The 23,825-nt window shown below is 71.6% G+C and carries 30 protein-coding genes and 1 riboswitch; of the genes, 19 read left to right on the top strand and 11 right to left on the bottom strand.

The features are described 5' to 3' along the window. Positions 1-65: 65 nt before the first annotated feature. The 4 genes from G6W55_RS13240 to G6W55_RS13225 form a co-directional block, all read right to left on the bottom strand. Positions 66-392, bottom strand: a complete 327-nt coding sequence (locus G6W55_RS13240; RefSeq protein ID WP_175521020.1) for a hypothetical protein — start codon at positions 390-392, stop codon at positions 66-68. Beyond that, the gene (locus G6W55_RS13235) at positions 389-637 is read right to left on the bottom strand and encodes a hypothetical protein (RefSeq protein WP_175521019.1); all 249 of its coding nucleotides are present in this window, start codon (positions 635-637) and stop codon (positions 389-391) included. The genes G6W55_RS13240 and G6W55_RS13235 overlap by 4 nt, the downstream gene beginning before the upstream one ends. Before the next feature lie 137 nt (positions 638-774). Then, positions 775-978, bottom strand: coding sequence for an AlpA family transcriptional regulator (locus tag G6W55_RS13230; protein WP_175521018.1), 204 nt, complete (start codon positions 976-978; stop codon positions 775-777). After that, positions 978-1,178 (bottom strand): excisionase family DNA-binding protein, encoded by a 201-nt coding sequence (locus G6W55_RS13225; protein ID WP_175521017.1) that lies wholly within the window; start codon positions 1,176-1,178, stop codon positions 978-980. Before G6W55_RS13225 ends, G6W55_RS13230 begins: the two co-directional genes overlap by 1 nt. Before the next feature lie 152 nt (positions 1,179-1,330). Between G6W55_RS13225 and G6W55_RS13220 the strand changes: the two genes are divergently transcribed. The 4 genes from G6W55_RS13220 (at position 1,331) to G6W55_RS13205 (ending at position 4,610) form a co-directional block, all read left to right on the top strand. Beyond that, on the top strand, positions 1,331-1,906 hold the full coding sequence (locus G6W55_RS13220; protein ID WP_175521016.1) for a hypothetical protein: 576 nt from the start codon (positions 1,331-1,333) through the stop codon (positions 1,904-1,906). Positions 1,907-1,923: 17 nt separating this feature from the next. Next, complete coding sequence (locus G6W55_RS13215; RefSeq protein ID WP_175521015.1) at positions 1,924-3,111, top strand: tyrosine-type recombinase/integrase; 1,188 nt, start codon at positions 1,924-1,926, stop codon at positions 3,109-3,111. A 165-nt stretch (positions 3,112-3,276) separates the two neighbouring features. Then, a complete protein-coding gene (locus tag G6W55_RS13210) occupies positions 3,277-3,582 on the top strand; it encodes a hypothetical protein (protein WP_030795619.1) in 306 nt (101 codons plus the stop codon). A gap of 339 nt (positions 3,583-3,921) precedes the next feature. Then, positions 3,922-4,133: riboswitch (cyclic di-AMP (ydaO/yuaA leader) on the top strand. A gap of 3 nt (positions 4,134-4,136) precedes the next feature. Further along, positions 4,137-4,610, top strand: a complete 474-nt coding sequence (locus G6W55_RS13205; protein WP_175521014.1) for a C40 family peptidase — start codon at positions 4,137-4,139, stop codon at positions 4,608-4,610. 34 nt (positions 4,611-4,644) lie between these two features. On the opposite strand, the gene G6W55_RS13200 is transcribed toward G6W55_RS13205, so the two are convergent. Further along, the gene (locus G6W55_RS13200) at positions 4,645-5,127 is read right to left on the bottom strand and encodes an ATP-binding protein (RefSeq protein WP_051780934.1); all 483 of its coding nucleotides are present in this window, start codon (positions 5,125-5,127) and stop codon (positions 4,645-4,647) included. 213 nt (positions 5,128-5,340) lie between these two features. Between G6W55_RS13200 and G6W55_RS13195 the strand changes: the two genes are divergently transcribed. Both G6W55_RS13195 and G6W55_RS13190 read left to right on the top strand, forming a co-directional pair. After that, complete coding sequence (locus G6W55_RS13195) at positions 5,341-6,204, top strand: helix-turn-helix transcriptional regulator (RefSeq protein WP_175521013.1); 864 nt, start codon at positions 5,341-5,343, stop codon at positions 6,202-6,204. Positions 6,205-6,213: 9 nt separating this feature from the next. After that, a complete protein-coding gene (locus tag G6W55_RS13190; protein ID WP_175521012.1) occupies positions 6,214-6,447 on the top strand; it encodes a DUF397 domain-containing protein in 234 nt (77 codons plus the stop codon). An 80-nt stretch (positions 6,448-6,527) separates the two neighbouring features. Here the strand turns inward: G6W55_RS13190 and G6W55_RS13185 are convergent, their stop codons facing one another. Then, complete coding sequence (locus G6W55_RS13185) at positions 6,528-7,655, bottom strand: 8-amino-7-oxononanoate synthase (RefSeq protein WP_175521011.1); 1,128 nt, start codon at positions 7,653-7,655, stop codon at positions 6,528-6,530. Between the two features lie 186 nt (positions 7,656-7,841). Between G6W55_RS13185 and bioB the strand changes: the two genes are divergently transcribed. From bioB to G6W55_RS13165, 4 genes are all read left to right on the top strand, one after another. After that, positions 7,842-9,104 carry a biotin synthase BioB gene (gene bioB / locus G6W55_RS13180; protein WP_175521010.1) on the top strand — a complete coding sequence of 421 codons (1,263 nt, stop codon included), beginning with the start codon at positions 7,842-7,844 and terminating at the stop codon, positions 9,102-9,104. Next, positions 9,097-10,377, top strand: a complete 1,281-nt coding sequence (locus G6W55_RS13175) for an adenosylmethionine--8-amino-7-oxononanoate transaminase (protein ID WP_175521009.1) — start codon at positions 9,097-9,099, stop codon at positions 10,375-10,377. Before bioB ends, G6W55_RS13175 begins: the two co-directional genes overlap by 8 nt. Positions 10,378-10,379: 2 nt before the next feature. Next, the gene (gene bioD / locus G6W55_RS13170; protein ID WP_175521121.1) at positions 10,380-11,111 is read left to right on the top strand and encodes a dethiobiotin synthase; all 732 of its coding nucleotides are present in this window, start codon (positions 10,380-10,382) and stop codon (positions 11,109-11,111) included. Between the two features lie 651 nt (positions 11,112-11,762). After that, on the top strand, positions 11,763-12,419 hold the full coding sequence (locus tag G6W55_RS13165; RefSeq protein ID WP_175521008.1) for a class I SAM-dependent methyltransferase: 657 nt from the start codon (positions 11,763-11,765) through the stop codon (positions 12,417-12,419). Here the strand turns inward: G6W55_RS13165 and G6W55_RS13160 are convergent. Next, complete coding sequence (locus G6W55_RS13160; RefSeq protein WP_175521007.1) at positions 12,414-12,788, bottom strand: fic family toxin-antitoxin system, toxin component; 375 nt, start codon at positions 12,786-12,788, stop codon at positions 12,414-12,416. The two genes, G6W55_RS13165 and G6W55_RS13160, sit on opposite strands and share 6 nt — an antisense overlap. Before the next feature lie 4 nt (positions 12,789-12,792). Then, complete coding sequence (locus G6W55_RS13155; RefSeq protein WP_030795641.1) at positions 12,793-13,035, bottom strand: toxin-antitoxin system antitoxin component; 243 nt, start codon at positions 13,033-13,035, stop codon at positions 12,793-12,795. Positions 13,036-13,183: 148 nt separating this feature from the next. Between G6W55_RS13155 and G6W55_RS13150 the strand changes: the two genes are divergently transcribed. The 9 genes from G6W55_RS13150 to G6W55_RS13115 all read left to right on the top strand — a co-directional run bounded on the left by G6W55_RS13150 (position 13,184) and on the right by G6W55_RS13115 (position 21,924). Continuing rightward, complete coding sequence (locus tag G6W55_RS13150; protein ID WP_175521006.1) at positions 13,184-13,996, top strand: ABC transporter ATP-binding protein; 813 nt, start codon at positions 13,184-13,186, stop codon at positions 13,994-13,996. A 4-nt stretch (positions 13,997-14,000) separates the two neighbouring features. Further along, entirely contained in the window at positions 14,001-16,568 is a 2,568-nt protein-coding gene (locus tag G6W55_RS13145; protein WP_175521005.1) for an FtsX-like permease family protein, read from the top strand. Positions 16,569-16,729: 161 nt separating this feature from the next. Next, positions 16,730-17,155: a GNAT family N-acetyltransferase gene (locus G6W55_RS13140; protein WP_175521004.1), complete on the top strand. Its 426-nt coding sequence runs from the start codon at positions 16,730-16,732 to the stop codon at positions 17,153-17,155. A 230-nt stretch (positions 17,156-17,385) separates the two neighbouring features. Beyond that, positions 17,386-18,759 (top strand): hemolysin family protein, encoded by a 1,374-nt coding sequence (locus G6W55_RS13135; RefSeq protein ID WP_175521003.1) that lies wholly within the window; start codon positions 17,386-17,388, stop codon positions 18,757-18,759. Continuing rightward, complete coding sequence (locus G6W55_RS13130) at positions 18,756-19,769, top strand: hemolysin family protein (RefSeq protein WP_175521002.1); 1,014 nt, start codon at positions 18,756-18,758, stop codon at positions 19,767-19,769. The genes G6W55_RS13135 and G6W55_RS13130 overlap by 4 nt, the downstream gene beginning before the upstream one ends. A gap of 79 nt (positions 19,770-19,848) precedes the next feature. Beyond that, positions 19,849-20,631 (top strand): SGNH/GDSL hydrolase family protein, encoded by a 783-nt coding sequence (locus tag G6W55_RS13125; protein ID WP_175521001.1) that lies wholly within the window; start codon positions 19,849-19,851, stop codon positions 20,629-20,631. A 23-nt stretch (positions 20,632-20,654) separates the two neighbouring features. Beyond that, complete coding sequence (locus G6W55_RS38625; RefSeq protein WP_254876228.1) at positions 20,655-21,029, top strand: bifunctional 2-polyprenyl-6-hydroxyphenol methylase/3-demethylubiquinol 3-O-methyltransferase UbiG; 375 nt, start codon at positions 20,655-20,657, stop codon at positions 21,027-21,029. Between the two features lie 41 nt (positions 21,030-21,070). Further along, entirely contained in the window at positions 21,071-21,427 is a 357-nt protein-coding gene (locus G6W55_RS38620; protein ID WP_254876227.1) for a hypothetical protein, read from the top strand. A gap of 62 nt (positions 21,428-21,489) precedes the next feature. Further along, positions 21,490-21,924, top strand: a complete 435-nt coding sequence (locus G6W55_RS13115; RefSeq protein WP_175521000.1) for a hypothetical protein — start codon at positions 21,490-21,492, stop codon at positions 21,922-21,924. A gap of 206 nt (positions 21,925-22,130) precedes the next feature. Here G6W55_RS13115 and G6W55_RS13110 read toward each other — a convergent pair whose 3' ends face one another. The 3 genes from G6W55_RS13110 to G6W55_RS13100 form a co-directional block, all read right to left on the bottom strand. Beyond that, entirely contained in the window at positions 22,131-22,604 is a 474-nt protein-coding gene (locus G6W55_RS13110; RefSeq protein WP_175520999.1) for a DUF4429 domain-containing protein, read from the bottom strand. A 323-nt stretch (positions 22,605-22,927) separates the two neighbouring features. After that, complete coding sequence (locus G6W55_RS13105) at positions 22,928-23,500, bottom strand: hypothetical protein (RefSeq protein ID WP_175520998.1); 573 nt, start codon at positions 23,498-23,500, stop codon at positions 22,928-22,930. Next, positions 23,497-23,712 (bottom strand): hypothetical protein, encoded by a 216-nt coding sequence (locus G6W55_RS13100; RefSeq protein ID WP_175520997.1) that lies wholly within the window; start codon positions 23,710-23,712, stop codon positions 23,497-23,499. The genes G6W55_RS13105 and G6W55_RS13100 overlap by 4 nt, the downstream gene beginning before the upstream one ends. Positions 23,713-23,825: the final 113 nt, after the last annotated feature.

Below are 23,825 nucleotides of genomic sequence, written 5' to 3'. Positions count from 1 at the left end.
TGGGTGTCCGGCCGCCGTGCCTCGCCCGTGCACGAGCTGGGGGGCGACGACGACCGGACGGGCAATCACTGGCGGGCGTCCACGTGCTCGGCGATCCAGTCGGCGATCTGCCGGAAGTCGTGGACCGGCTCGCCGGTGCCCATGGCGACGATGGCGCGGAAGTTGACCTCGAACTCGGCCGCGCCCGCGGCGGCGACCGCCGGGTCCGTGCCTCGGCTGACGAGGTAGAGCTCGGCCGCGTGCGGGTCGGTGTCGGCCCATGGGGCTGGCGTGCTCGCCGCCATGTCCACGAACAGGTCGTAGGTGGCGGCCATGATCTCGTCGCCCTCGCCGAGGTCCTTCACCGCGGCGAGGAACAGGGCGCGTTCGGTGTACGACATAGCCGTGGTCACTCGCCCGCCTCGGTGATCTGGAGGCCGCGGGTGTCGACGACGATCTCGTCCTCGTCCCGGCCGGTGTTGACCGCGAGCATGTGCGGGGACGGCACCGAGCACACCCAGAGACGGCCCTCGCCGCGACCGCGAAGCCCGGCCGCGAACCGCTCGGCCGTAGTGAGTTGGTCGGCGGCGAGGAGTTCCTCGTAGGCCTGGTCGGCGAGCGTCTCGCCCGCCTGCGGCTGATGTGGCATCGTGTTCACGAAGCTCCTTTCAGGACGGCGGCGCAACGGGTGTACGGCCCGCGCCGCCGTTCGGCTGTCAGAGGTCAGATGGGGTTTCTCAGGCCCTCTGCGTGGCCGTCGGTGCGGCTAACACCGGCGCCCAACAGAGGGCCGTCTCATGCGCCTTCGAGGAGGCGGATGAGCGAATTCGTCACGATCCGATGGCGGGAGCCGAAGGTGAGGACCGTGAGCGGCGCCTCACCCCTGCGGACCATGTCGTACAGGTGGGACTTCGATACGCCGATGGCGCGCGCGGCCTCCGGCACGCCGACCGTGGCGGGCCAGGCGCGCACTTCGTCGAGCGTGGGCGCGGCGCTCATCAGGCACCCGCATTGGACTGGTCGGCACGGAGTCGTTCGACGTAGGCCCTCAGGGCATCCAGAGGGATGCGGCGAGAACGGCCGATGAGTACCGACTCCAGCTCGCCCGCGGCCATCAGCTCGAAGATCTTCGACCGCCCCAGGTCCATCCGGTCCGCAGCGCGTTCCGGAGACAGAAGGATCTGAGTGTCTTCAGGCATGGGTACTTCCCCTTGATCCGAAGAACCGCGAAACTTACGCGGCTTCCAGGGGAGCTAATCACGGAGAAACCTATCCGCACAAGTCTGGTTGGGTTATGCGGTGGACCGTGGTGGACTTGTGCGGACACCTGCCTATCTCTACGGTGGGCCGCATGTACGTCCAAGAAACCGGAGCCCCAGGTTGGTTCGAGGTCGCCTTTCCCGACGTTGTACCGCGCATCCTGATCAAGGCCGTCGAGAAGGATGGACGCTGGGTGGTGGGGAACCTCATCCTGGTCAGCGAGGCTCTGGACTCGGCCGCGTTGAAGTCGATTCCCATCGCTCGCATCGAGTCCCTACTGAATACGCGCACGGTGACGGCCGCCCTGTTCGCGCGCCAGTCGGGCGCGACGCAAGGGCCGCCCGAGGGGGTGACGCCGTTTCGGGCGGAATCCGAGCAGTTGGACACAGCGCTTTCGACGTACCTCGATCGTTCGCCTCGACCGAGTTTTCCCCCGCCTGAGGCCGCGCCGCAGCGTGAACCGCTGGCGCGTCCAGATGGGACAGACCCGGACGCCTTCTACCGCAGGGTTGCTGAGGTCTACAACGACGCCGTCCGAGAGACCGCGGCGCCGGCAAAGGTGCTCGCGGAGGAAGCCGGCGTACCAACGACAACAGTCCACCGCTGGATCTTCGAGGCCCGACGTAGGGGCTTTCTGCCGCCGGCCCGAAAGGGGCGGGCGGGCTAGTCAGAGGAAGGGGAGGAGTGGCCGAGATCAAGAAGGTCATCCTGCAGAACGGCAAAACCCGGTATCGGTTCGTGGTCGACGCGGGGCGCGACGAGAACGGCAAACGCAAGCAGCTCACCGTCACGAAGGACACGAGGAAAGAGGCGCAGGAGGAGTACGCCCGTATCGTCAGCCAGAAGGCCACCGGGTCCTTCGTCGCGCCGAACAAGATGACGGTGGCCGAGCTGCTCGACGCGTGGCTCGACAAGAAGGCTCGGGACCTGGAAGCGAGCACGATGTACGGGTACCGCAACGCGCTGGTCCACGTGCGCGAGTACCTGGGACACATCCGTGTCCAGGAGCTGACCGACGACGACGTCGAGTCGATGGTGGCGTGGCTGCTGGTGGGCGCGCGCCGCCGTGGCGGGAAGCCGGGGACGGGGATCCGGCCGAGCACCGCTCAGGGGGTTCTCGCTCGCCTGCGGGAGGCGCTCGGCTGGGCGGTGGTCCGGAAGTACGTGCACGCGAACGTCGCGCTGTACGTGCAGATCCCGCGCCGGGCCTGGAAGGAGGACCGTCGCGCCAACAGGCGGGTGCAGCCGTGGAACGTGGTGGAGGTCAAGGACTTCCTGATCGGCATCCGTGAGGACCGGCTGTTCGCCCCGCTCATGCTCTGCCTGATGGGCCTGCGTCCCGCCGAGGTGGCCGGCCTGCGGTGGTCGCTCATCAACCTGGACGCGGGCACGCTCGCCATCGACAACACCCGCACGATGATCGGCAACGCCGAGGTGCTGGAAAAGGACACGAAGACGGAGGCCGGCGAGCGGGTGCTGCCGCTGCCAGAGCCGGTGCGGCAGGCGCTGCTCGCCTTCAAGGCGCTCCAAGAGATCGAGGAGATGTCCATGGGCTCGTACTACGCCTCCTCGGGCTACGTGTTCGTCGACCACATCGGCCAGGCCCTGACGACCCGCCACCTCCGCGAGCGCGCCTACGCGCTGATGGAGCGGCTGGAGCTTCGCCGGGTGCGCCTCTACGACGCCCGGCACTCCTGCCTGACGTTCCTGGCCGTCAACGGCGTCCCAGACGTCATCCTGGCCGCCTGGGCGGGCCATGTCTCGGCAGCCTTCACCAAACGGGTGTACGTCCATCCCAGCCCAGACGACCTCCGCACCGCATCGGATCATCTGACGGTGCTGCTGGGGTTCGGGGACGAAGTGGCCGCATGACGGCCATGTGAGATCCCGTGAGAGAACAACCCTCACGCACAACCAAATAGCGCCTCTGAACTGGCACTTCTTAGTGATCACTAGAATGTGAGCCCAGTCTAACGCGACGTACGTCCTGTACATTTTTTACGGACGCACCGTCACCGATGGAGGGGGGACGCCGGGATGGTTCCCGAGCTGCCGCCGCTGCCCGCGCTGACCCGGGCCGAGGCCGAGCTGATCGACCGTTATCTGGACGTCGTCGACCAGCTCGGCCGGATCAATCCCGCGCACCACGGAGACACGTACCGCGGCCTGCGGGCCGCACAGGCGCTGGTGGCCCGCGCGGCCGAGCTGCGGGACGCGCTGACGCTGATGCACCAGCGCGGCGAGAGCGAGCTGCACGCGCCGACGCTCGCGCGGGCGCTGCGCGTCCTGGACGGCGAGCGCCGTACCGCGCGGGTCACGCTGCCGCCGCGCTCGGACAGTTGACGGGGGACCGTACGGACCGCCTCGTCCGCACCCCGGACGCGACGCGCGGGCGGGACACGAAACGCACCAGACGGGTTACCCCCGTCCGGCGTATTCGCACCTCCGGTCGAGAGCCCGTCGCACTTGCGCACGCGCCCCTCCCCGAGGGCGGAAGTGAGGGTTCCGGCGCAGGTCCGGGGCCCTTTGGCACCCTTGACACCTGATACGGCATCAGGGTGTCCACCCGAACGGGTGAGTGGTGAGTAACCCCACAAATCCCCGATTCCATTGGGATTTTCGGACATCCGTGAGTCAAGATCCCTGTCTGACGACAAGCCCCCGCCACAAGCGGCGGGGCGGTCCGGGCGGACGCCGAGTCCTGCCGCCGCCCGGATGACCGGTCGACAGGAGTGCATCGGCAGGAGTGGAGGACCCAAGCACGACGGGTCGCCGGGACGGTCACGCCATGACCGGGCCGAGCAGCCCTTGGGGTGAAGCCGCAACCGCGGCCGGGCAACTTCGCCAGCCCGAATCCGACAGGTCATCCTTCACAGGCGGCTGACGAAGGGTTGCGCATGACTGCGCTGAATCGTGTCCCGTCGCTCATGGCCCGGGCCGGCACGGCCTCGGCTTTCGCCATCGCCGCCGTCGGCGGTTCGATCGTGGTGCCGGGTGTCGCATCGGACGCCGCGGCCGCCACCCCGGCGACGAAGGCGCTCCAGATCGCCGCGTCGAAGAAGGGTGCTCCCTACAGGTACGGCGCCACCGGGCCGAAGCGGTTCGACTGCTCCGGGCTGACGCAGTATTCGTACAAGAAGGCGGGCAAGAAGCTGCCGCGTACGGCCGCCCAGCAGTACAACAAGACGCGCCACATCTCGGCGTCCAGCCGCAAGGCCGGTGACCTCGTGTTCTTCCACTCGGGGTCGAGCGTCTACCACGTGGGCATCTACGCGGGTAAGGGCAAGATCTGGCACTCCCCCAAGACGGGGGACGTGGTGAAGCTCCAGAAGATCTGGACCAAGAGCGTCTGGTACGGGCGGGTGCGCTGAGTCGCGGGGTGGTGCCGGCGTCCCTGAGGCGCCGTCACCGCCCCGGGCTCTCGCCCTCCAGGGGGGCGGCCACCGCCACGCCCGCGACCGGCTCCGGCCGGATCTGCCACGGGAGGTGGACGGTGACCGTCTTGCCGCCCTCGCGCGTGGGGCGCACCCCCAGCTTTCCGCCGCACTCGGCGGTCAGCCAGCGAATGATCACCATGCCTCGGCCGTTGTCCTGCTGGACGGCGGCCGGCAGTCGTCTGGGGAAGCGCGGATGGCTGTCGGTGACACCGATGCGCAGTTCCTCGTCACGCCCGAGCGCCAGGTCCACCGTGAAGGTGGGTGACTGGCCGAACGTGTGCTGTACGGCGTTGGTGGCGAGTTCGGAGACGATGAGCCGGATGGTGTCGGCGGCCTCCGAGTCGGCCGGCAGGCCCCATTCCCCGAGGGTGTCGGCCACGAAGCCGCGGGCCGTGGAGACCGAGGCGGGATCGCTCGGCAGAGTGACGGATGCTTCCAGATGGTCTGCCATGGCGACGTCGTCCCTTTCCCACGGGACCGGGGACCCGACACGGTGCGGATGGTTCGAGTACGGTCCCGGACTGGTGCTTCGTCGCCAGACTGCCACCAGCGGACCGGTCACGGGGGCGATCCACCAAGATATGCATATATCTGTCGCCCGATGCGGTGAACTCTGCCGGGGCGGACCGTGCGGGGGCGTCCCGTGCGGAGTAAGGAGGAGCCCATGCAGCACGGTCCCGCGGTGCGCCGCCGGAAACTGGGCGCCGAACTGCGCACCCTGCGCACCCGGGCGGGCCTCACCAGCGGCGAGGCGGCCCGGCTCGTGGGCTGGCACCAGTCGAAGGTGAGCCGGATCGAGACGGGCACCAGCGGTGCGAAACCGGCCGATGTGCGGTTACTGCTCGACGCCTACGGCGTGACCGATCCCCGGCTGCGGGAACTGATGCTCGCCCTGGCCGGCGCGGACGGCGGCGAGGGGGAGCGCGACCACTGGTGGCACGCCTACCGCGGCATCCTGCCGCCCGCCTACCGGGACTTCATCAGCCTGGAGTCGCAGGCCACCGCGATGCGCACCCTGGAGACGACGGTGGTGCCGGGCCTCCTCCAGACCCCCGGGTACGCGCGCGCGGTGACCCGCGCCGCCGTGGAGGGCGTCGACGAGGCCCAGCTCGACCGGCTGGTGGAGGTACGGCTGGCCCGGCAGGACGTGCTGCACGGGAGCCCGCCGATGGAGCTGAGCGCGGTGCTGGACGAGGCGGTGCTGCGGCGTCAGGTGGGCGGCCGCGAGGTGATGGCGGAGCAGCTCCACCGGCTGGTGGAGGCGGCGCGCCTGCCCCATGTGCGGCTCCAGGTACTGCCGTTCGCCGCCGGAGCGCACATCGGCGTCACCGGGCCTTTCGTCATCTTCTCGTTTTCGAGCGCTTCCGATCTGGATGTGGTTGTTCTCGACCACTTGACGAGTAGCCTCTATCTCGAACGGAAAGAAGACCTCGAGGCGTACACGGAAGCCTTCAACGCCCTCCGGGCGCACGCGCTTTCGCCCGAGGACACCCTCCAACACCTCTCCGCGCTGGCCCACGGCGCGTAAGGAGGCACCATGACGGCACTGCCCCGGAACGTCCCCCGTCACACCGACCCCGGCCGTCTGCCCGGGGTGACCTGGCTCCGCAGCAGCTACAGCACCGGAGCCAACAACTGCGTCGAGACCGCCCGGCCGGCCGCGGGGCCATGGGCCGGACTGCTCGCCGTACGCGACTCCAAGGACCCGGCCGGGCCCGCCCTGCTCTTCTCCCCCGAGAGCTGGTCGGGTTTCACCGCCGCGTTCCGCTGACCGACCCGCCACCGACCGCCCTGGTGACCGACCAGCACCACCGGTCCGTCACCGGCGACGCACGGCCGTGTCACGCCGACTCATGGCCGCGTCTCGTCGATCACCCGTACAGCGCGTTCCAGCTCGGCCCCGGAGAGGTCCGCACGGGCCGTCAGCCTGAGGCGTGAGACGCCGTCGGGCACGGAGGGCGGACGGAAGCAGCCCACGGCCAGTCCGGCCGCACGGCAGTCCGCCGCCCACCGTACGGCCTTCTCCGGGGACGGGGCGCGCACGGAGACCACCGCGGCGTCCGGCCGTACCGCCTCCAGGCCCGCCGCCGTCAGCCGGGCGTACAGCTCGTCCGCCACCGCACGCGCGCGTGCCGCCCGCTCCGGCTCGCGGCGCAGCAGCCGCAGCGCGGCGAGGGCCGCGCCGGCCGCCGCCGGGGCGAGACCGGTGTCGAAGATGAACGTCCGGGCCGCGTTGACCAGATGGTCGATCACGCGCGCGGGCCCGAGCACGGCGCCGCCCTGGCTGCCCAGCGACTTGGAGAGCGTGACCGTGACGACCACGTCCTCGGCGCCCGCCAGCCCCGCCGCGTACGGGGCGCCCCGGCCGCCGTCGCCGAGGACGCCGAGGCCGTGCGCGTCGTCGACGACCAGTCCGGCCCCGTGCGCCCGGCAGGCGGCCGCGAGGGCGGCCAGCGGGGCGGCGTCGCCGTCGACCGAGAAGACCGTGTCGGAGACCGCCACGGCAGGGCCGTCGTGGGTGCCGAGCGCCTTGCGCACGGCGTCGGGGTCGGCGTGCGCCACCACCTGGGTGGTGCCCCGGGCCAGCCGGCAGCCGTCGATGAGGGAGGCGTGGTTGCCCGCGTCGGAGACGATCAGCGAGCCGTGCGGGGCGAGCGCGGTGACCGCGGCGAGGTTGGCCGCGTACCCGGAGGAGAAGACGAGCGCGGCCTCGACACCGCAGAAGTCCGCGAGTTCCCGCTCCAGTTCGCCGTGGAGTTCGGTGGTGCCGGTGACCAGGCGCGAGCCGGTCGCACCGCCGCCCCAGGTGCGGGCGGCGGCCGCGGCGCCCTCGGTGACCTCCGGGTGCCGGGCGAGGCCGAGGTAGTCGTTGCTGGCCAGATCGAGCAGCGGCGACTCGGCGGGGCGCGGCCGCAGGGTCCGTACGAGGCCCGCGCGGCGGCGCAGCTCCGCCTGCTCGTCGATCCAGCCGAACGCCATGGCTCCTCCGGGGCTTTCGTCGATCCGGGGCTCATACGGATCGATCCAGGGCTTTTGTAGATAGCGGACAGACACTAGTCGCAGCGACCGCTACCCACGGTGTGGCAATACCCACACCTCGAACGGGGTGTGTTGTGTGATCCCTACCTTGGCCCGAGGCGGGTCCGTAGGACAGGATCGGCTCTCATGGACCTGCTGAACACGCTGGTGGACAAGGGGCTTCGGCGCGAACTGCCGACCCGCGAGGAAGCCCTGGCCGTCCTCGCCACTTCCGACGACGACGTGCTGGACGTGGTGGCCGCGGCCGGGAAGGTGCGCCGCCACTGGTTCGGGCGACGGGTGAAACTGAACTACCTCATCAACATGAAGTCGGGGCTGTGCCCCGAGGACTGCTCCTACTGCTCCCAGCGGCTCGGCTCCACCGCCGGGATCCTCAAGTACACCTGGCTGAAGCCGGACGAGGCGTCCGAGGCGGCCGCGGCGGGGCTCGCCGGGGGCGCCAAGCGGGTGTGCCTGGTGGCGTCCGGGCGCGGGCCGACGGACCGGGACGTGGACCGGGTCTCGGCGACCATCAAGACCATCAAGGACCAGAACGAGGGCGTCGAGGTGTGCGCCTGTCTCGGCCTGCTCTCCGAGGGCCAGGCGGAGCGGCTGCGCGAGGCGGGCGCGGACGCCTACAACCACAACCTGAACACCTCCGAGGCGACCTACGGGGACATCACGACCACCCACACGTACGCCGATCGGGTGGACACGGTGCGCAAGGCGCACGCGGCGGGGCTGTCGGCGTGCTCCGGTCTGATCGCCGGTCTGGGCGAGTCGGACGAGGACCTGGTCGACGTGGTCTTCTCGCTGCGCGAGCTGGACCCGGACTCGGTGCCGGTCAACTTCCTCATCCCGTTCGAGGGCACCCCGCTGGCCAAGGAGTGGAACCTCACCCCGCAGCGCTGTCTGCGGGTCCTCGCCATGGTGCGGTTCGTCTGCCCGGACATCGAGGTCCGGATCGCGGGCGGCCGCGAGGTGCATCTGCGCACGCTCCAGCCGCTCGCCCTGCACCTGGCCAACTCGATCTTCCTCGGCGACTACCTCACCAGTGAGGGCCAGGCGGGCAAGGCCGACCTGGAGATGATCGCGGACGCCGGGTTCGAGGTGGAGGGCACGGGCGAGGTGACCCTGCCGGAGCACCGGGCGGCGAGGGCCGGGGGCGGGGGCTGCGGGTCGTCGCACGCGGAGGGCGACGGGTGCGGTGGCTGCGGTGGTTGCGGGTCGCACGAGGGGGGCGGGGGCGGTGGTGTGTGCGGATCCGTGCCGGCCGCGGCCCCGGCGCCCGACAAGGCGGCCGCTGCCGTCGTCGCCACGGCTTCCGAGCCCGTCGTCGGCGATGCGCGTCCCGATCTGGTCGCCGTACGCCGCCGGGGCACCGGAACGGATCTCGCGCCCAATGCCTGAACTGCCCGTCACCGAACTGCTGGACCTCGACCGGCGGCATGTGTGGCATCCCTACGGTCCGATGCCGGGCCGGGCCGAACCGCTCGTCGTGGAGTCGGCGAGCGGGGTCCGGCTGCGCCTCGCGGACGGCTCGGGCGAGCTGGTCGACGGCATGTCGTCCTGGTGGTCGGCGATCCACGGCTACAACCACCCGGTGCTCAACGAGGCCGCGCGCGAGCAGCTCGGCCGGATGAGCCATGTGATGTTCGGCGGGCTCACCCACGAGCCCGCCGTACGGCTGGCGAAGCACCTTGTCGACATGTCGCCCGAGGGTCTCGAGCATGTGTTCCTCGCCGACTCGGGGTCCGTGTCGGTCGAGGTCGCGGTGAAGATGTGCCTCCAGTACTGGCGTTCGCTGGGGCGGCCGGCCAAGCGGCGTCTGCTGACCTGGCGGGGCGGCTACCACGGCGACACCTGGCAGCCGATGTCGGTGTGCGACCCGGACGGCGGGATGCACGACCTGTGGACCGGGGTGCTGCCGCGCCAGGTCTTCGTGGACGCGCCGCCCGTGGAGTACGACGAGGGGTACGCCGAGCTGCTGCGGTCCGCGATCGAGCGGCACGCCGGCGAACTGGCCGCGGTGATCGTGGAGCCGGTGGTGCAGGGCGCGGGCGGGATGCGGTTCCACTCCCCCGGGTATCTGCGGGTGCTGCGCGAGGCGTGCGACGCGCACGACGTGCTGCTGGTGTTCGACGAGATCGCGACCGGGTTCGGCCGTACGGGCGCGCTGTTCGCGGCGGGGCACGCGGCGGTGACACCGGATGTGATGTGCCTCGGCAAGGCGCTGACCGGCGGTTATCTGACGATGGCGGCGACCCTGTGCACGTCCCGGGTGGCCGACGGGATCTCGCGGGGCGAGGTGCCGGTGCTGGCGCACGGGCCGACGTTCATGGGCAATCCGCTGGCGGCGGCCGTCGCCTGCGCCTCGGTCGAACTGCTGCTGGGCCAGGACTGGCTGGCCGAGGTCAAGCGGATCGAGTCGGGCCTGCGGGAGGGGCTGGCGCCGGCCGCCGACCTGCCCGGGGTGCGTGACGTCCGGGTCCTGGGCGCGATCGGCGTCGTCCAGCTCGACCACGAGGTGGACATGCGGGCGGCCACGGCGGCGGCCGTACGGGAGGGCGTGTGGCTGCGCCCCTTCCGTGACCTGGTGTACACGATGCCGCCGTACGTCACCGGTGACGTCGACGTGGCCCGGATCGCGCGCGCGGTGTGCGCGGCGGCGCGGGAGGGATGAGCATGCCGATCCTGGTGATCACGGGGACGGGCACGGAGGTCGGCAAGACCGTCACGACGGCGGCCGTCGCCGCCTCCGCGCTCGCGGCGGGCCGTACGGTCGCCGTCCTGAAGGCCGCGCAGACCGGTGTACGGCCGGACGAGCGGGGCGACGCGGACGAGGTCGCGCGGCTCGCGGGCGCGGTGACGACGGCCGAACTGGCCCGCTATCCGGAGCCGTTGGCGCCCGGCACGGCGGCCCGGCGGGCGGGCATGGCGCCGGTGCGGCCGTACGACGTGGTGCAGGCGGCCCAGAAGCTGGCCGTGGAGCACGACTTGGTGCTGGTCGAGGGGGCGGGCGGTCTCCTCGTCCGCTTCGACGACGCGGGCGGCACGCTGGCCGACGCGGCGGAGGCCCTCCGGGCTCCGGTCCTGGTGGTGGCGACGGCGGGCCTCGGCACCCTCAACACCACCGAGCTGACGGCCCGTGAACTACGGCGCCGCGGCCTGGAGTTGCTGGGCGTGGTGATCGGCGGCTGGCCCGACTCCCCCGACCTGGCGATGCGCTGCAACGTCACCGACCTCCCGGACGTGGCGGCCGCCCCCCTGCTGGGCGCGATCCCCCTGGGCGTGGGCACCCTCCCACCCCGCTCGTTCCGCACCGAGGCCCCGAACTGGCTGGCCCCCCGCCTGGACGGCAACTGGGAGGCGGACGCCTTCCGCCGCCGAGCGACGGCCGGACCGACAGCAGACTGACCGCCGGTCCCGGCGGGGCGGTGCGGGCGGGGCCCGACGCGGCGTGGGGCGGCCACGTACCGCCCCACGCCCCCCGCGGACTTACCCCGGGGCACCCCTCGGGCCCCCAGACCCGACCGGCCGACGGCCGGCGCCTGTGTCGCGCGCCGCTGGACCCGCCGGTGCGGACGACGGCTCGGTATGGCATGCGGGGGGGTGATAGCGCACACCGCCCGGTGCCGACGGCGCGCGATGCGGATGGCCCCGGGCCGCCCCGGCACGGGCGGGTGCTCCACCCGGCGCAGGACGGTCAAGTACCGCCCGGACCGCGGCGGCCCCACCCTGAGGGCACCCCTCGGGCAACCCACCGGACCCGACCCGCCGACGGCCGGTGCCGACGTCGCGCGTCGCGCGGCGCGCGGCGCGCGGCGCGGTGCCCGCCGACGTGGATGCGGCTCGGCGTGGCACGCGGGGCGCCCCGCACGGACCGATGCCCGGGGCCCCCTGCGGACGGCGGCGCGGCGGCATAGCCCGTGGCCGGGTGTGTGCCCCGCTCCGTGCCGAGGGCCGGGACCGTCGTGCGTTGCCGCTGGGCTCCCCGGCTGTGAGGTGTCGTGGGCCTCCGCGGGGGAGACTGAGGGTGAGGCTCGTCGTTCTCCGGTGGAGGTCGTCATGGCGGGACGGTCCGGTGGCGCCGTGCGGCATCCGGTGTTCGCGCGTTGTTATGCCCGGTTCAGTGTCGCCGCCGAGACGCGGGGCGGGCTCGGGGTCGTGCGGGAGCGGTTGCTCGGTGGGCTGGCCGGGCGGGTCATCGAGGTGGGGGCCGGGAACGGGATGAATTTCTCGCACTATCCCCGTGCCGTCAGTGAGGTCGTCGCCATCGAGCCGGAGGGGCGGCTCAGGGAGCTGGCGCGGGAGGCGGCCCTGCGGGCCGAGGTGCCCGTGGACGTGGTGCCGGGGGTGGCGGAGGCGTTGCCGGTCAAGAGTGAGGCGTTCGACGGCGCTGTGGTGTCTCTGGTGCTGTGCAGCGTGCGGGATGTGCCGCGCGCGCTCGGGGAGTTGCGGCGCGTGCTGCGGCCCGGGGGTGAGGTGCGGTTCCTGGAGCACGGGCCGGGTGGCGGGCGGGCGATGCGGGTCACGCAGCGCGTGCTGGACCGTACGGTGTGGCCCCCGCTCGTCGGCGGCTGTCATCTCACCCGGGACACCGTGGCCGCGCTGCGGGACGCGGGGTTCGTGCTCGGACCGTACCGCCGGATCACGCTCCCGGGGGAGGGGCCGAGGCTGCCGTACTCCTACTGTGTGCTCGGGAGCGCCGTGCGGCCCTCATAGGCTCCAGCGGCGCAGTTCGCGGGCGATGTCCTGGACGCCCGCCTCACCGCTCGCGACCAACTGGGCCAGGGCCCGGACCTGTTCGGGCGTGGTGGCGACCTTCACACCGCTGGCGACGAGATAGGCGTACGCCACGGCAACCGCGAAGAGCGCGTTCGACCGCTCCAACGCCGGTACATGGATGAGGAGTTGGAGGAGCGACGCGGCGCGGGCGGCGGCATCGTCGTAGACGGGGACGTCGAAGATCTCGGCCTGGTGGCGGGCGACCGCCGCGACCAGGGCGCCCCAGTCGGTGACCTGGGGGTCCCCCGGGGTGCGTTGTTCGGCGAGCATGAGGAGCCAGGCGAGGTCGATGCGGAGATCGTTCAAGGGATCAGCGACGACCTTCGCGCGCGCCGCCCTCGCGCTCCGCGCCGAACTCCTCCGCGAAGACGCCCTCGTACCGCTTCATGAAGTCGGCCGCGGCCTCGACGAAGGTGTGGCCGACCTCGCCCGCGTCGCGTCTGACCAGTTCCTCGATGTAGCGGTTGACGCTCATGCCGCGGGCCGTGGCCCGCTCCCGGGCGGCCTGGGCCGTGCCCTCGTCCACCCGCACGTTCAACTGGGTCTTCGCCATACCTCGACGCTAGCGCCGGACCGCTAGCAGCGGCAAGGGCGCACCGGAATCGAAAAGCGATACCGGCTGTGCGCCGGGTCACACTACCCTCGGCCGGACAGACGGGAAGAAGCGAGCCGAACCAGTCCGCGTGAGCGAGGAGGCTGTTTTGTCCACACCTGCTGCGGGTCCCGCCCCGGGTCCGGCCCCGGCACCCGCCCCGGCCGACGGGCCCGCCGCCCGCGCCCGCGCGCTGACCAAGGCGTACGGCTCGGGCGAGACGGCCGTGCTCGCCCTGGACTCGGTGGACGTGGCCATCGCGCGCGGCCGGTTCACCGCCGTCATGGGTCCCTCGGGTTCCGGCAAGTCCACGCTGATGCACTGTCTGGCGGGTCTGGACACCGTCTCGGCCGGTCAGGTGTGGATCGGCGACACCGAGATCACCGGCCTCAAGGACCGGGAGCTGACCCGGCTGCGGCGCGACCGGATCGGGTTCATGTTCCAGTCGTTCAACCTGATCCCGACGCTGAACGCGCTGGAGAACATCACCCTGCCCATGGATATCGCCGGGCAGAAACCCGATCCGGAGTGGCTGGACCGGATCATCGACACGCTCGGGCTGCGCGAACGGCTGAAGCACCGGCCGGCGCAGCTCTCCGGCGGCCAGCAGCAGCGCGTCGCCTGCGCCCGCGCGCTCGCCTCCCGGCCCGAGCTGATCTTCGCGGACGAGCCGACCGGCAACCTGGACTCACGGGCCGGCCTCGAAGTGCTCGGCTTCCTGCGCGAGGCCGTCGACAGCCTGGGCCAGACGGTCGTCATGGTCACCCATGACCCGAACGCCGCCGCCCACTCCGACCTGGTGCTCTATCTCGCCGACGGCCGGATCGTGGACGAGATGGCCGAGCCCACGGCGGAGGCGGTGCTGGAGCGGATGCGGCGCTTCTCCGGGAGCGGCGCCCGAACCGGCGCCTCCGAGGAGTGACCCGGTGCTGAAGGCCACCCTCAGGAGTTTCCTGGCGCACAAGGGGCGGCTGCTCCTTTCGGCGCTCGCCGTGGTGCTGTCCGTGGCGTTCGTCGCGGGCAGCCTGATCTTCTCGGACACGGTGACCCGTACCTTCGACCGGCTCTTCGCGTCGACGGCGGCGGACGTCTCCATCGAGCCGAAGGACGACCTGACCTCGTCCGTGCCGACCGGCGCGGTCCAGACCCTGCCCGCCTCCCTCGCCGCCGAGGTGGCCCGGGTCGACGGGGTCGCGGCGGCCCGCCCGGACGTGGGCGTGCAGAACATCACGGTCGTCGACAGCGAGAACGAGTCGGTGGGCCCGACCACCGGCGCCCCCACCATCGCCGCCGACTGGAATGTCACCGACCGCAGCCCCGTACGGCTCACCTCGGGGCGCGCCCCGCGCGGGGACGGCGAGGCGCTGCTCGACGCGGACACCGCCGACAAGAAGCACGTGAGGATCGGCGACACGCTCACCGTGATGGCCCAGCCGGGCACCTTCCGGGTCCACATCGTCGGCATCGCCACCTTCCGGACCACCAACCCCGGTTCGGCCCTGGTCTTCCTCGACCCGAAGGCCGCCCCGGCCCTGCTGCTGGGCTCGGCCGACCTGGCGACCGGTGTCTCCGTGGACGCGGCGCCGGGCGTGACCGACGCCGAGCTGAAGCGCCGGGTGAGCGCCGCGATCGGCCCGGGGCCGTACGAGGTGCGCACGGCCGACGAGCAGGCGAAGTCGTCGGCGGAGTCCCTGGGCGGATTCCTCGACGTGATCAAGTACGTGATGCTCGGCTTCGCCGGGATCTCCGTGCTCGTGGGCGTCTTCCTGATCGTCAACACGTTCTCGATGCTGATCGCCCAGCGCACCCGTGAACTGGGTCTGCTGCGCGCCCTGGGCGCCGACCGCCGTCAGGTGCGGCGCTCGGTGCTCACCGAGGCGGTGCTGCTCGGTCTGGTCGGCTCGACGCTGGGCCTCGCGGCCGGCATCGGGCTCGCCGCGGGGCTGATCCGGCTGATGGGCGCGTTCGGCATGAACCTCAAGACCACGGAGATGGTCGTCGGCTGGGGCACTCCGGTGGCGGCGTACGCCGTCGGTGTCGGCGTGACCTTCGTGGCGGCCTATCTCCCGGCCCGGCGCGCGGCCGCCGTCTCGCCGATGGCGGCCCTCGCGGACGCCGACGGGGCGGGCGTGGGACGGCCGTTGAAGGTCCGCGCGGTGGTCGGTTCGGTCCTCGGGGCGCTCGGCGCGGCCGCGCTGGCGGGCTGCGCGGTCTCCTCGGAAACGGCGTCGGCGGCGTCCCTGCTGGGGCTGGGCGTCGTACTGACCCTGGTCGCGACCGTCGTCGCGGGCCCGCTGCTGGTGCGTCCGGTGATCCGGGTGCTGGGCGGGGCCTTCCCCGCGCTGTTCGGCACGGTCGGCCGGATGAGCCAGCGCAACGCCCTGCGCAACCCGCGCCGCACCGGTGCCACGGCGGCCGCACTCATGGTCGGCCTGGCCTTGGTGGGCGGCATGTCGGTGGCGAGCGCCTCGATGTCGAAGTCCTTCGACCAGCAGATCGACAACACGCTCGGCGCGGACTTCGTGGTCCAGAACGCCAACTACACGCCGTTCTCCCAGGAGGTCACGGACGCGGTCCGCGGCACCGACGGCGTCGGCCTCGTCGTACGGCAGCGGTTCGCGCCGGTCGCCGTACGGCTGCCGGACGGCAAGCGCGTCGAGACGACGGCCGCCGGGTACGACGACGGCGTGGACGACGTCGCCCATGTCACCTACGCGGCGGGCGACACGGCGGCCGCGCTGGCCGAGGGCGCGATCGGCATGGACGTCGGCTTCGCCGAGGACCACGGCGTACGGATCGGCAGCGTGCTCCCGGTCGAGTTCCCCGGCGGCCGCACCACCGAGCTGAAGGTGACCGCGCTCACCGACCAGGACGCCGCCGACGCATTCGGCATGCAGGGCGGACTGTTCTTCGGGATCGCGACCGTCGAGAAGTACGTGCCCGGCGGCCAGGACTCCGCGTTGTACGTGAACGCGGCGGGCGACGGCGGCGCGGACCAGCTACGGCCCGAGCTGGAGCGGACCCTCGACGCCTACCCCCAGGTGCAGGCGCGCGACCAGGCCGACTACAAGAAGCTGGTGCACGACCAGATCGCCGTCCTGCTGTACCTGGTGTACGCGCTGCTCGGGCTGGCCATCGTCATCGCGGTGCTCGGCGTGGTCAACACCCTGGCGCTGTCGGTGGTCGAGCGGACCCGGGAGATCGGGCTGCTGCGGGCCATCGGTCTCGGCCGGCGGCAACTGCGCCGGATGATCCGGCTGGAGTCGGTCGTGATCGCCGTCTTCGGCGCCGTCCTCGGGCTCGCGCTGGGCCTCGTATGGGGTGTGTGCATACAGCAGGTACTGGCGCTCCAGGGCATGAAAGCCCTGGCCGTCCCGTGGGGCACTGTGGTCGCGGTGGTGATCGGCTCGGGGATCGTCGGAGTCGTGGCAGCGTTGCTCCCGGCGATGCGTGCATCCCGCATGAACGTGCTGGCGGCCATCGCCCACGAGTGATGGAATCGCGACGAATGCTCAAGTCGGTTGCCACTGAGGAGAGTTCATGCCGTCGCGTCCGTTCGGGTTCGGGGGCGGTGTGGTCGGGCCCTCGCCCTCCGGCCGCCGTCCGGATGCTGGAATTCCGGGTCCGGGCGGGGGCCGCGTGGTGGGATCGTCGTATGTCTGATCTGCGGATACGGGCCGCGACGCCCGACGACCTGGACACCGTGCTCGCCTTCTGGAAGAGCGCCGCCGAGGGGACGAGCATCAGCGACGACCGCGCCGGAGTCGAACGGCTCGTCGCGCGCGACCCCGAGGCGCTGCTCCTCGCCGAGCTGGACGGCGAGCTGGCCGGCACGGTGATCGCCGGATTCGACGGCTGGCGGTGCCATCTGTACCGCCTGGCGGTACATCCGGAGCGCCGCCGTCGCGGCATCGGGTCGGCACTGCTGGCCGCCGCCGAGGAGCGCTTCGTCGGGCTGGGCGGGCGGCGCGGGGACGCGATGGTGCTCACCCGCAACGAGACGGCCCACCATGCCTGGCACGCGGCGGGGTACACGCCCGAGGAGCGGTGGCGGCGCTGGACGAAGCCGCTCACGGACTGACGGCGGGGGTGCGTAACCGACCGACCGGCTACTTTGCCGATCCTTTACTATAGGGAGGCCGTACGTCCGTACGGCCCCCTGATGTCTTGACATGAAAGGTGTGAGCGTCCGCCCATGGGCGAGCCTCCCAGTAGCAGTACGCGCCGTACAAGCCGTACGACCGGTACGAGCCGTGCGCGACATCGCGCGTTCCTCCCCGCCCTGTCCGATCATGGGACGGAGGTGACCCGATGACGGAAGTGCTTCTGCTGCTGGCGGCGATCCTGCTGTCGTTCGCGTGCGGCGCGTTCGTCGCCGCCGAGTTCTCGCTGACCACCGTCGAGCGCAGTGAACTGGAGCGGGCGGCCGAGCGCGGCGAGCGCGGCGCGGCCGGTGCCCTCAAGGCCGTGCGCGGCCTCACCTTCCAGCTCTCCGGCGCCCAGCTCGGCATCACCGTCACCAACCTGGTGGTCGGCATGCTGGCCGAGCCGTCGATCGCCAAGCTGATCTCCGGGCCGCTGGAGTCGGCCGGGCTGTCGAGCGGCGCGTCGAGTTCGGTGGCGCTGCTGCTGGGCACGGCCCTGTCGACGGTGTTCCTGATGGTCGTCGGCGAGCTGGTGCCCAAGAACTGGGCGATCTCCTCCCCGCTCGCGGTCGCCAAGACGGTGGGCAACGGCCAGCGCTGGTTCAGCGCCGCCTTCCGGCCGTTCATCACCCATCTCAACAACACCGCGAACCGGATCGTGCGCCGCTTCGGCGTGGAGCCCACCGAGGAACTGGCCGCCGCGCGCGGCCCGCAGGAGCTGGCGGCACTGGCCCGGCACTCCGCCCGGGAGGGCGCCCTGGAGGCGGACACCGCCGAGCTGTTCGTGCGCACCCTGAACCTGGCCGACCTGACCGCGGAGAACGTGATGACCCCGCGCGTCCAGGTCATCGCCCTCGACGCCCAGGCGACCTGCGAGGACGTGGCGAACGCGACCCGGGCGACCGGTCTGTCCCGCTTCCCCGTCTATCGCGGCACGCTGGACGCCGTCGTCGGCACCGCGCACATCAAGGACGCCCTCGCGGTCACCGCGGGGCGCCGGCCGCGGGTGCCCGTATCGGAGATCATGCGCGAGCCGCTGCTGGTCCCCGAGTCGCTGACCGTGGACCGGCTCCTCGACCGGCTGTCCGGCAAGCGGACCATGGCGGTCGTCATCGACGAATACGGCGGTACGGCGGGCGTGGCGACGCTGGAGGACATCGTCGAGGAGGTCGTCGGCGAGGTCCGCGACGAGCACGACCCGCACGAGACGCCCGACCTGGCCCCCGCGGGCACCGACGACACCGGGCGCGCCCTGTACTCGGCCGACGGCGCCGCCCGCACCGACCAGCTCGCGCGCGTGGGCCTGGCGGTGCCCGACGGGCCGTACGAGACGCTCGCCGGTCTGGTGGCCACCGAGCTGGGCCGGATACCGGCCGTCGGCGACACGGTCGAGGTCGCCGGCTGGCGGATGGACGTGGTGGACGCGTCCGGACGCCGGGCCGCGCGCGTGCTGCTGCACGCGCCGCTGGGCGAGGACCAGGACAGCCATCGCGACGGCCGTGGCGGCCGTGACGACCACTCGGAAGGGGCGGGCCGGTGACCGCGGTACAACTGCTGATCGCACTGGCGACCCTGGTCGTCAACGCGTTCTTCGTGGGCGCGGAGTTCGCGCTGATCTCCGTCCGCCGCGCCCAGATCGAGCCGTACGCCGAACGCGGCGACCGGCGCGCCAAGAGCGTGCTGTGGGGTCTTCAGCACGTGTCGGCGCTGATGGCGGCGGCGCAGCTCGGCATCACCCTGTGCACCCTGGTGCTCGGTGTGGTGGCGGAGCCGGCGATCGCGCATCTGCTGGAGCCGGTGTTCCACGCGGTGGGCGTGCCCGAGGGCGCGGGGCACGCGGTGTCCTTCGTGATCGCGCTGGCGGTCGCCACGTATCTGCACATGCTGCTGGGCGAGATGGTGCCCAAGAACATCGCGCTCGCCGAGCCGGTGCGCAGCGCGCTGCTGCTCGGCCCGCCGCTGGTCACGCTGTCCCGGGCGCTGCGCCCGGTGATCTTCACGATCAACGCGTTCGCCAACGCCCTGCTGAAGCTGCTGCGGATCGAGACGAAGGACGAGGTCACCGCGGCCTTCTCCGACGCTCAGCTCGCCCAGATCGTCAAGGACGCCGGAGAGGCGGGGCTGATCGACGACCGCGCCCAGGAGCGACTGCACGACGCCCTGGAGCTGGGCCGCCGACCGGTCCGGGACGTCGTCATGCCGCTGGAGCGCGTGACGTACGCGCGCGTGGGCGTGACCCCGGAGGAGCTGGAGCGGCTGTCGGCCGAGACCGGGTTCTCGCGGTTCCCGGTGGTGGACGAGGGGCGCCGGATCGTCGGCTATCTGCATGTGAAGGACGCGCTGGACGCCTCGCCCCGGGACGAGCCGTTCCGGCTGCGGGACATGCGCCCCATCGCGCGCGTACGGGAGACGACACCGCTGGACGACGTCCTGACGGCGATGCGCGGCAGCCGGACGCATCTCGCGGCGGCGTTGGGCTCGGACGGCCGGCTGGCCGGGCTGGTGACGATGGAGGACGTGCTGCGGGAGCTGTTCGGGCAGCGGGCGTAGGACGACGGTGGGCCCGAGAAGCAGGCCCAGGGGGCGACCGACCGCTGGGTATGGTCCTCGGGCTACCATCTATGTCGCCATGCAGACGAATCCCACACACACCAGCCTGGTCGCGGTCGGCGACTCCTTCACCGAGGGCATGTCGGACCTGCTGCCCGACGGCTCCTACCGGGGCTGGGCGGACCTCCTCGCCGGCCGGATGGCCGCCCACAGCCCCGGCTTCCGCTACGCCAACCTGGCGGTGCGCGGCAAGCTGATCGGCCAGATCGTCGAGGAGCAGGTGGGGGTGGCGGCCGCGATGGAGGCGGACGTCATCACGCTGGTCGGCGGTCTGAACGACACCCTGCGCCCCAAGTGCGACATGGGGCGCGTGACGGGTCTGCTGACCGAGGCCGTGGAGCGCCTGGCCCCGGCCTGCAAGCAACTGGTCCTGATGCGCAGCCCGGGCCGCCAGGGCCCCGTCCTGGAACGCTTCCGGCCGCGCATGGAGGAACTCTTCGCCTGCGTCGACGGCCTCGCCGCCCGGCACGGCGCGCTGGTCGTCGACCTGTACGGCGCCCCCTCGCTCGGCGATCCGCGCCTGTGGGACGTCGACCGGCTGCACCTCACGCCCGAGGGCCACCGCCGGGTCGCCGAGGCGGTCTGGCAGGGCCTCGGCTACGCCCCCGAGGACCCCGAGTGGCACACGCCGATGCCGGTGACCCCGCCGCCCGGCTGGGCCGCCCGCCGCGTCGCGGACGCCCGCTTCGCCCGGCAGTACCTGCTCCCCTGGATAGGCCGCCGCCTGACCGGCCGCTCCTCGGGCGACGGCCGCCCGGCGAAACGCCCGGACCTGCTGCCGTACGAGGGCCCCACGGGGTAGGGCCCGCGTGGTGGGATCGCCGTATGCCTGATCGCGCTCTCACCTTCGGAACGGTCGCGGAATCGTACGAACGCTTCCGCCCGGCCTACCCCGCGGAACTCTTCACCCTGGTGACGGAGTACGCGGCCCGCCCGCTGGTCACGGCCCTGGAGATCGGCGCGGGCACAGGCAAGGCGACGCGCGTCTTCGCCGGCCGCGGGCTCGAACTGACGGCCACCGACCCCGACGCGGCCATGCTCACGGAGCTACGCAAACACGTACCGGCGGACGTCCGCTCGACACAGGCAGCCTTCGAGGACCTGCCCTTCCACGACGAGCGATACGACCTGGTCTACGCGGCGGCCGCGCTCCACTGGACCCACCCCAGGACCGCTGCAACCGCCTGGCCACACTCCTGAACCCGGCCGCCACCTTCGCCTCCTTCGGCGGCCCCTTGCGTGTGGCCGACCCGAGGGTCGAGGAGGCGGTACGCACGGCACGCTCCCCCTTCCTGGACCGCGACGACATCCCGTCCCCGGACGGCACACCCCCGGACGACGCGATGCAGTGGCCTGGCACGGAACTCCACCGCTCGGAGTGGTTCACCGACGTCCGCCAGACCGTCGTACACCGCCGCGTGACGATGAGCCCGCACGACTACCTCGGCCACCTCTCCACCGTCTCGGCGTACCTCGTCCTCCCACCTGCGGAACGGGAGGAAGTGTTCAGCCGGATCGAGCGGGTGTTGCCGGAGCGGGTGGAGATGGTCGCGGACATCACGGTGCATCTGGCCCGTCGCCGAGGGGACAGGAAGTGAATTTCCCCTCCGGCTCATGGCCACCGCCTGCATGTCGCCGAGGAACTTCCCATACAGATGGCATGCGTGGCCCGAGCCCGAGACAGCCCGCCCTGTATCAGTCGGCCGATGCGTGGCGGCGAGCGCTGCCGCATGTTCGGAGGCGCAAGACCCAGGCCAAGTCCGCCGCGGTACGCCGAAAGGTCGAGGGCAAGGCGCGCGCACTGCTCACCGAACTCAGCGTCAACCCAGTCGGGGACGCACTCGCCCAACTGCGGTATCTCGCGGGCGAGGTCTCCTCCTCGCAGAAGGCGACGGCCGCGCTCGTCAACCAGCTCGAGCACCTCCGCTACCAAGACTGCATCGGCGAGCAAGGGTGGGCCGAGGTGCCGTTGTACGCGCGCGCGATGGGCCGAGCTGCCAGCATCCTGGCCACCATGCAGAGCGACGAGCGTCTCGCCGAAGTGACGCAACGGCAGGCGGGAGTGGTCATGAGCGCAATCGAGGCCAGTCTGTAGGCGGCCGGTGTGGCCGACGACAACCGGATGACCAAGGCGCCGCGCGGCGGCCCGGCACCGCCGTCTCGTGGACGCAGTGCGCTGAAGAGCGTACGCGGCCGAGTTCGACGAGGCGCAGTGACGGGGTACAACGGCATGTCGTTGTGCAGCTGGCATGCGGCGAACAGGGATAGCGGTTACCCCACGCCCCCGCCATCGACAATGCTTCAGTCGGCGAGGAGTCGCGCCTTTTGCGCCTCGAACTCCTCCGGGCTTAAGAGGCCCTGTTCCCGCAGCGCGCCGAGCTTGGCCAACTCGTCAGCCACGGACTCCGAGGACACGATCGCGGGCGCAGCCGACGCCTTGTGGTGCGCAGCGATGGCAGCCTCGACAGCGGTCCGCAGCTTCTCGAATTGTGGCATCTGCTTCTTGTGGAAGACGACCGAGTTCTCGTCGTGGGCCGCGTCCTTTGTCTGACTACCGAAGGCGGACCGACGCTCATTGCCGCCGGGCACCGTGAATTGAATGAAGCCGTTCACCAGCAGCCCGGCGGGCTTCCACTGCACGCCGCTGATCTGCGATATGTGCATGCGCTTCTCGCCCTTGCCGACGCTGAGCCGGGCGTTGAGGCCCTTTCGCATAATCGTGACGTACTCGCCGTCGAACGCAACCTGACCTGTGTGACCTTTGACCTCAATCATCTCGGATGCCCCTTTTGCCGGTAGGAGGCATGGTTCCATGCTCGGGCTGGCCTCGCACGAGAACGAACGGATACACCGAGCATCCGCGACGCCGATCGACTGCGCCACCCCGCGAGCGCGCGACGAATGCCGCCCCATCCCCCCTCGAGGCGATAGACCCAAGGGCAGATTGCCTCGTTAATCTTCGAATCAATTGGGAGCTGGGGTTATGACCCAGCACGGGACACAAGCATCGCGGGGGCCCCACCAGCCCGCGATGGGCTCAGCACCTGGGCACGGCGACAGCAGCCCACCAGGTTCAGGCGGATAGCTCACAGGTTCGCTCAGGCAGGGACAGCACCCCCACATCCCACGCTGCTCGACCCGGCGCCCCTGTGGCTGTCACCGCCTCTAGCGGCTCGGTGCTGCGCGATCAGCGCCGCCTCGCCGACATTCCCGCCGCCGTCGCAGGCTGCTCCGGGGTGGGACCCGTGGAAGCACGAGACCGACAGGTCCACGCCGCCGTCGGCCTCGCCGACGCCCTCCACCTCTGCCTTGAGCAGCGCCTCACTCGCACGACCGAGCCACGATGTGGCGGCGCGTAACAGCAGGTTGAGTGCTCTGCCCGTCGGACAGCCCCCACCTACCTGGCACACCGCACACGCTTTGGCCCCGGTGCTGTGGTCGAACAAGGCGCACATGGCGTGGCGGGCCACGTCCCTCCGGCACCCCCGTAGGAACACCCTGCGGCCGGCGTGGTCGCACTCGCCGACGGTGACCGCCGTGCCGGCCGTCAGGGATTCCCCGCCCCACACGCACACGTGCCCCTCCAACTGCGCCCCGGAGAGTCGAGCCAGGTCGGGCACGGGCAGGGCCTTCAGCGCTGCTGCGGTGAGTTCCTCCAGGGTGGTGGTCATGGTGCCGTCTCCCGTGGTTCGAGGGCGTGGGCGAGTCGCAGGGCCACGTCGGCGCGCACGCGGCCGAGTTCGACGAGGCGCAGCGACGGGGACGCGGGGTCCGCGCTGAGGGAGGGCAGGACGATTCCCGCCTGGTCGAGGGCCGCGCGGAGGGACTCCACGGCCGCGTGGGGGTCGATGTCGGCATCGGGTGCCGGGGGTGCAGAGGCCATGAACCGGACCGTAGAAGCGGTCCGTTGACAGCGGACAGGTGATGTTCCTGAATGTTCGCGCCATCCGACTGACTGTTCTCGTATGGTCGCACGCGAGGTACGGCACGCTGTAG

The organism is Streptomyces sp. CAI-85 (assembly GCF_013363615.1).
GTDB classification, from domain to species: Bacteria; Actinomycetota; Actinomycetes; order Streptomycetales; family Streptomycetaceae; genus Streptomyces; species Streptomyces antibioticus_B.
This window is presented reverse-complemented; position numbering and strand designations above follow the sequence as displayed.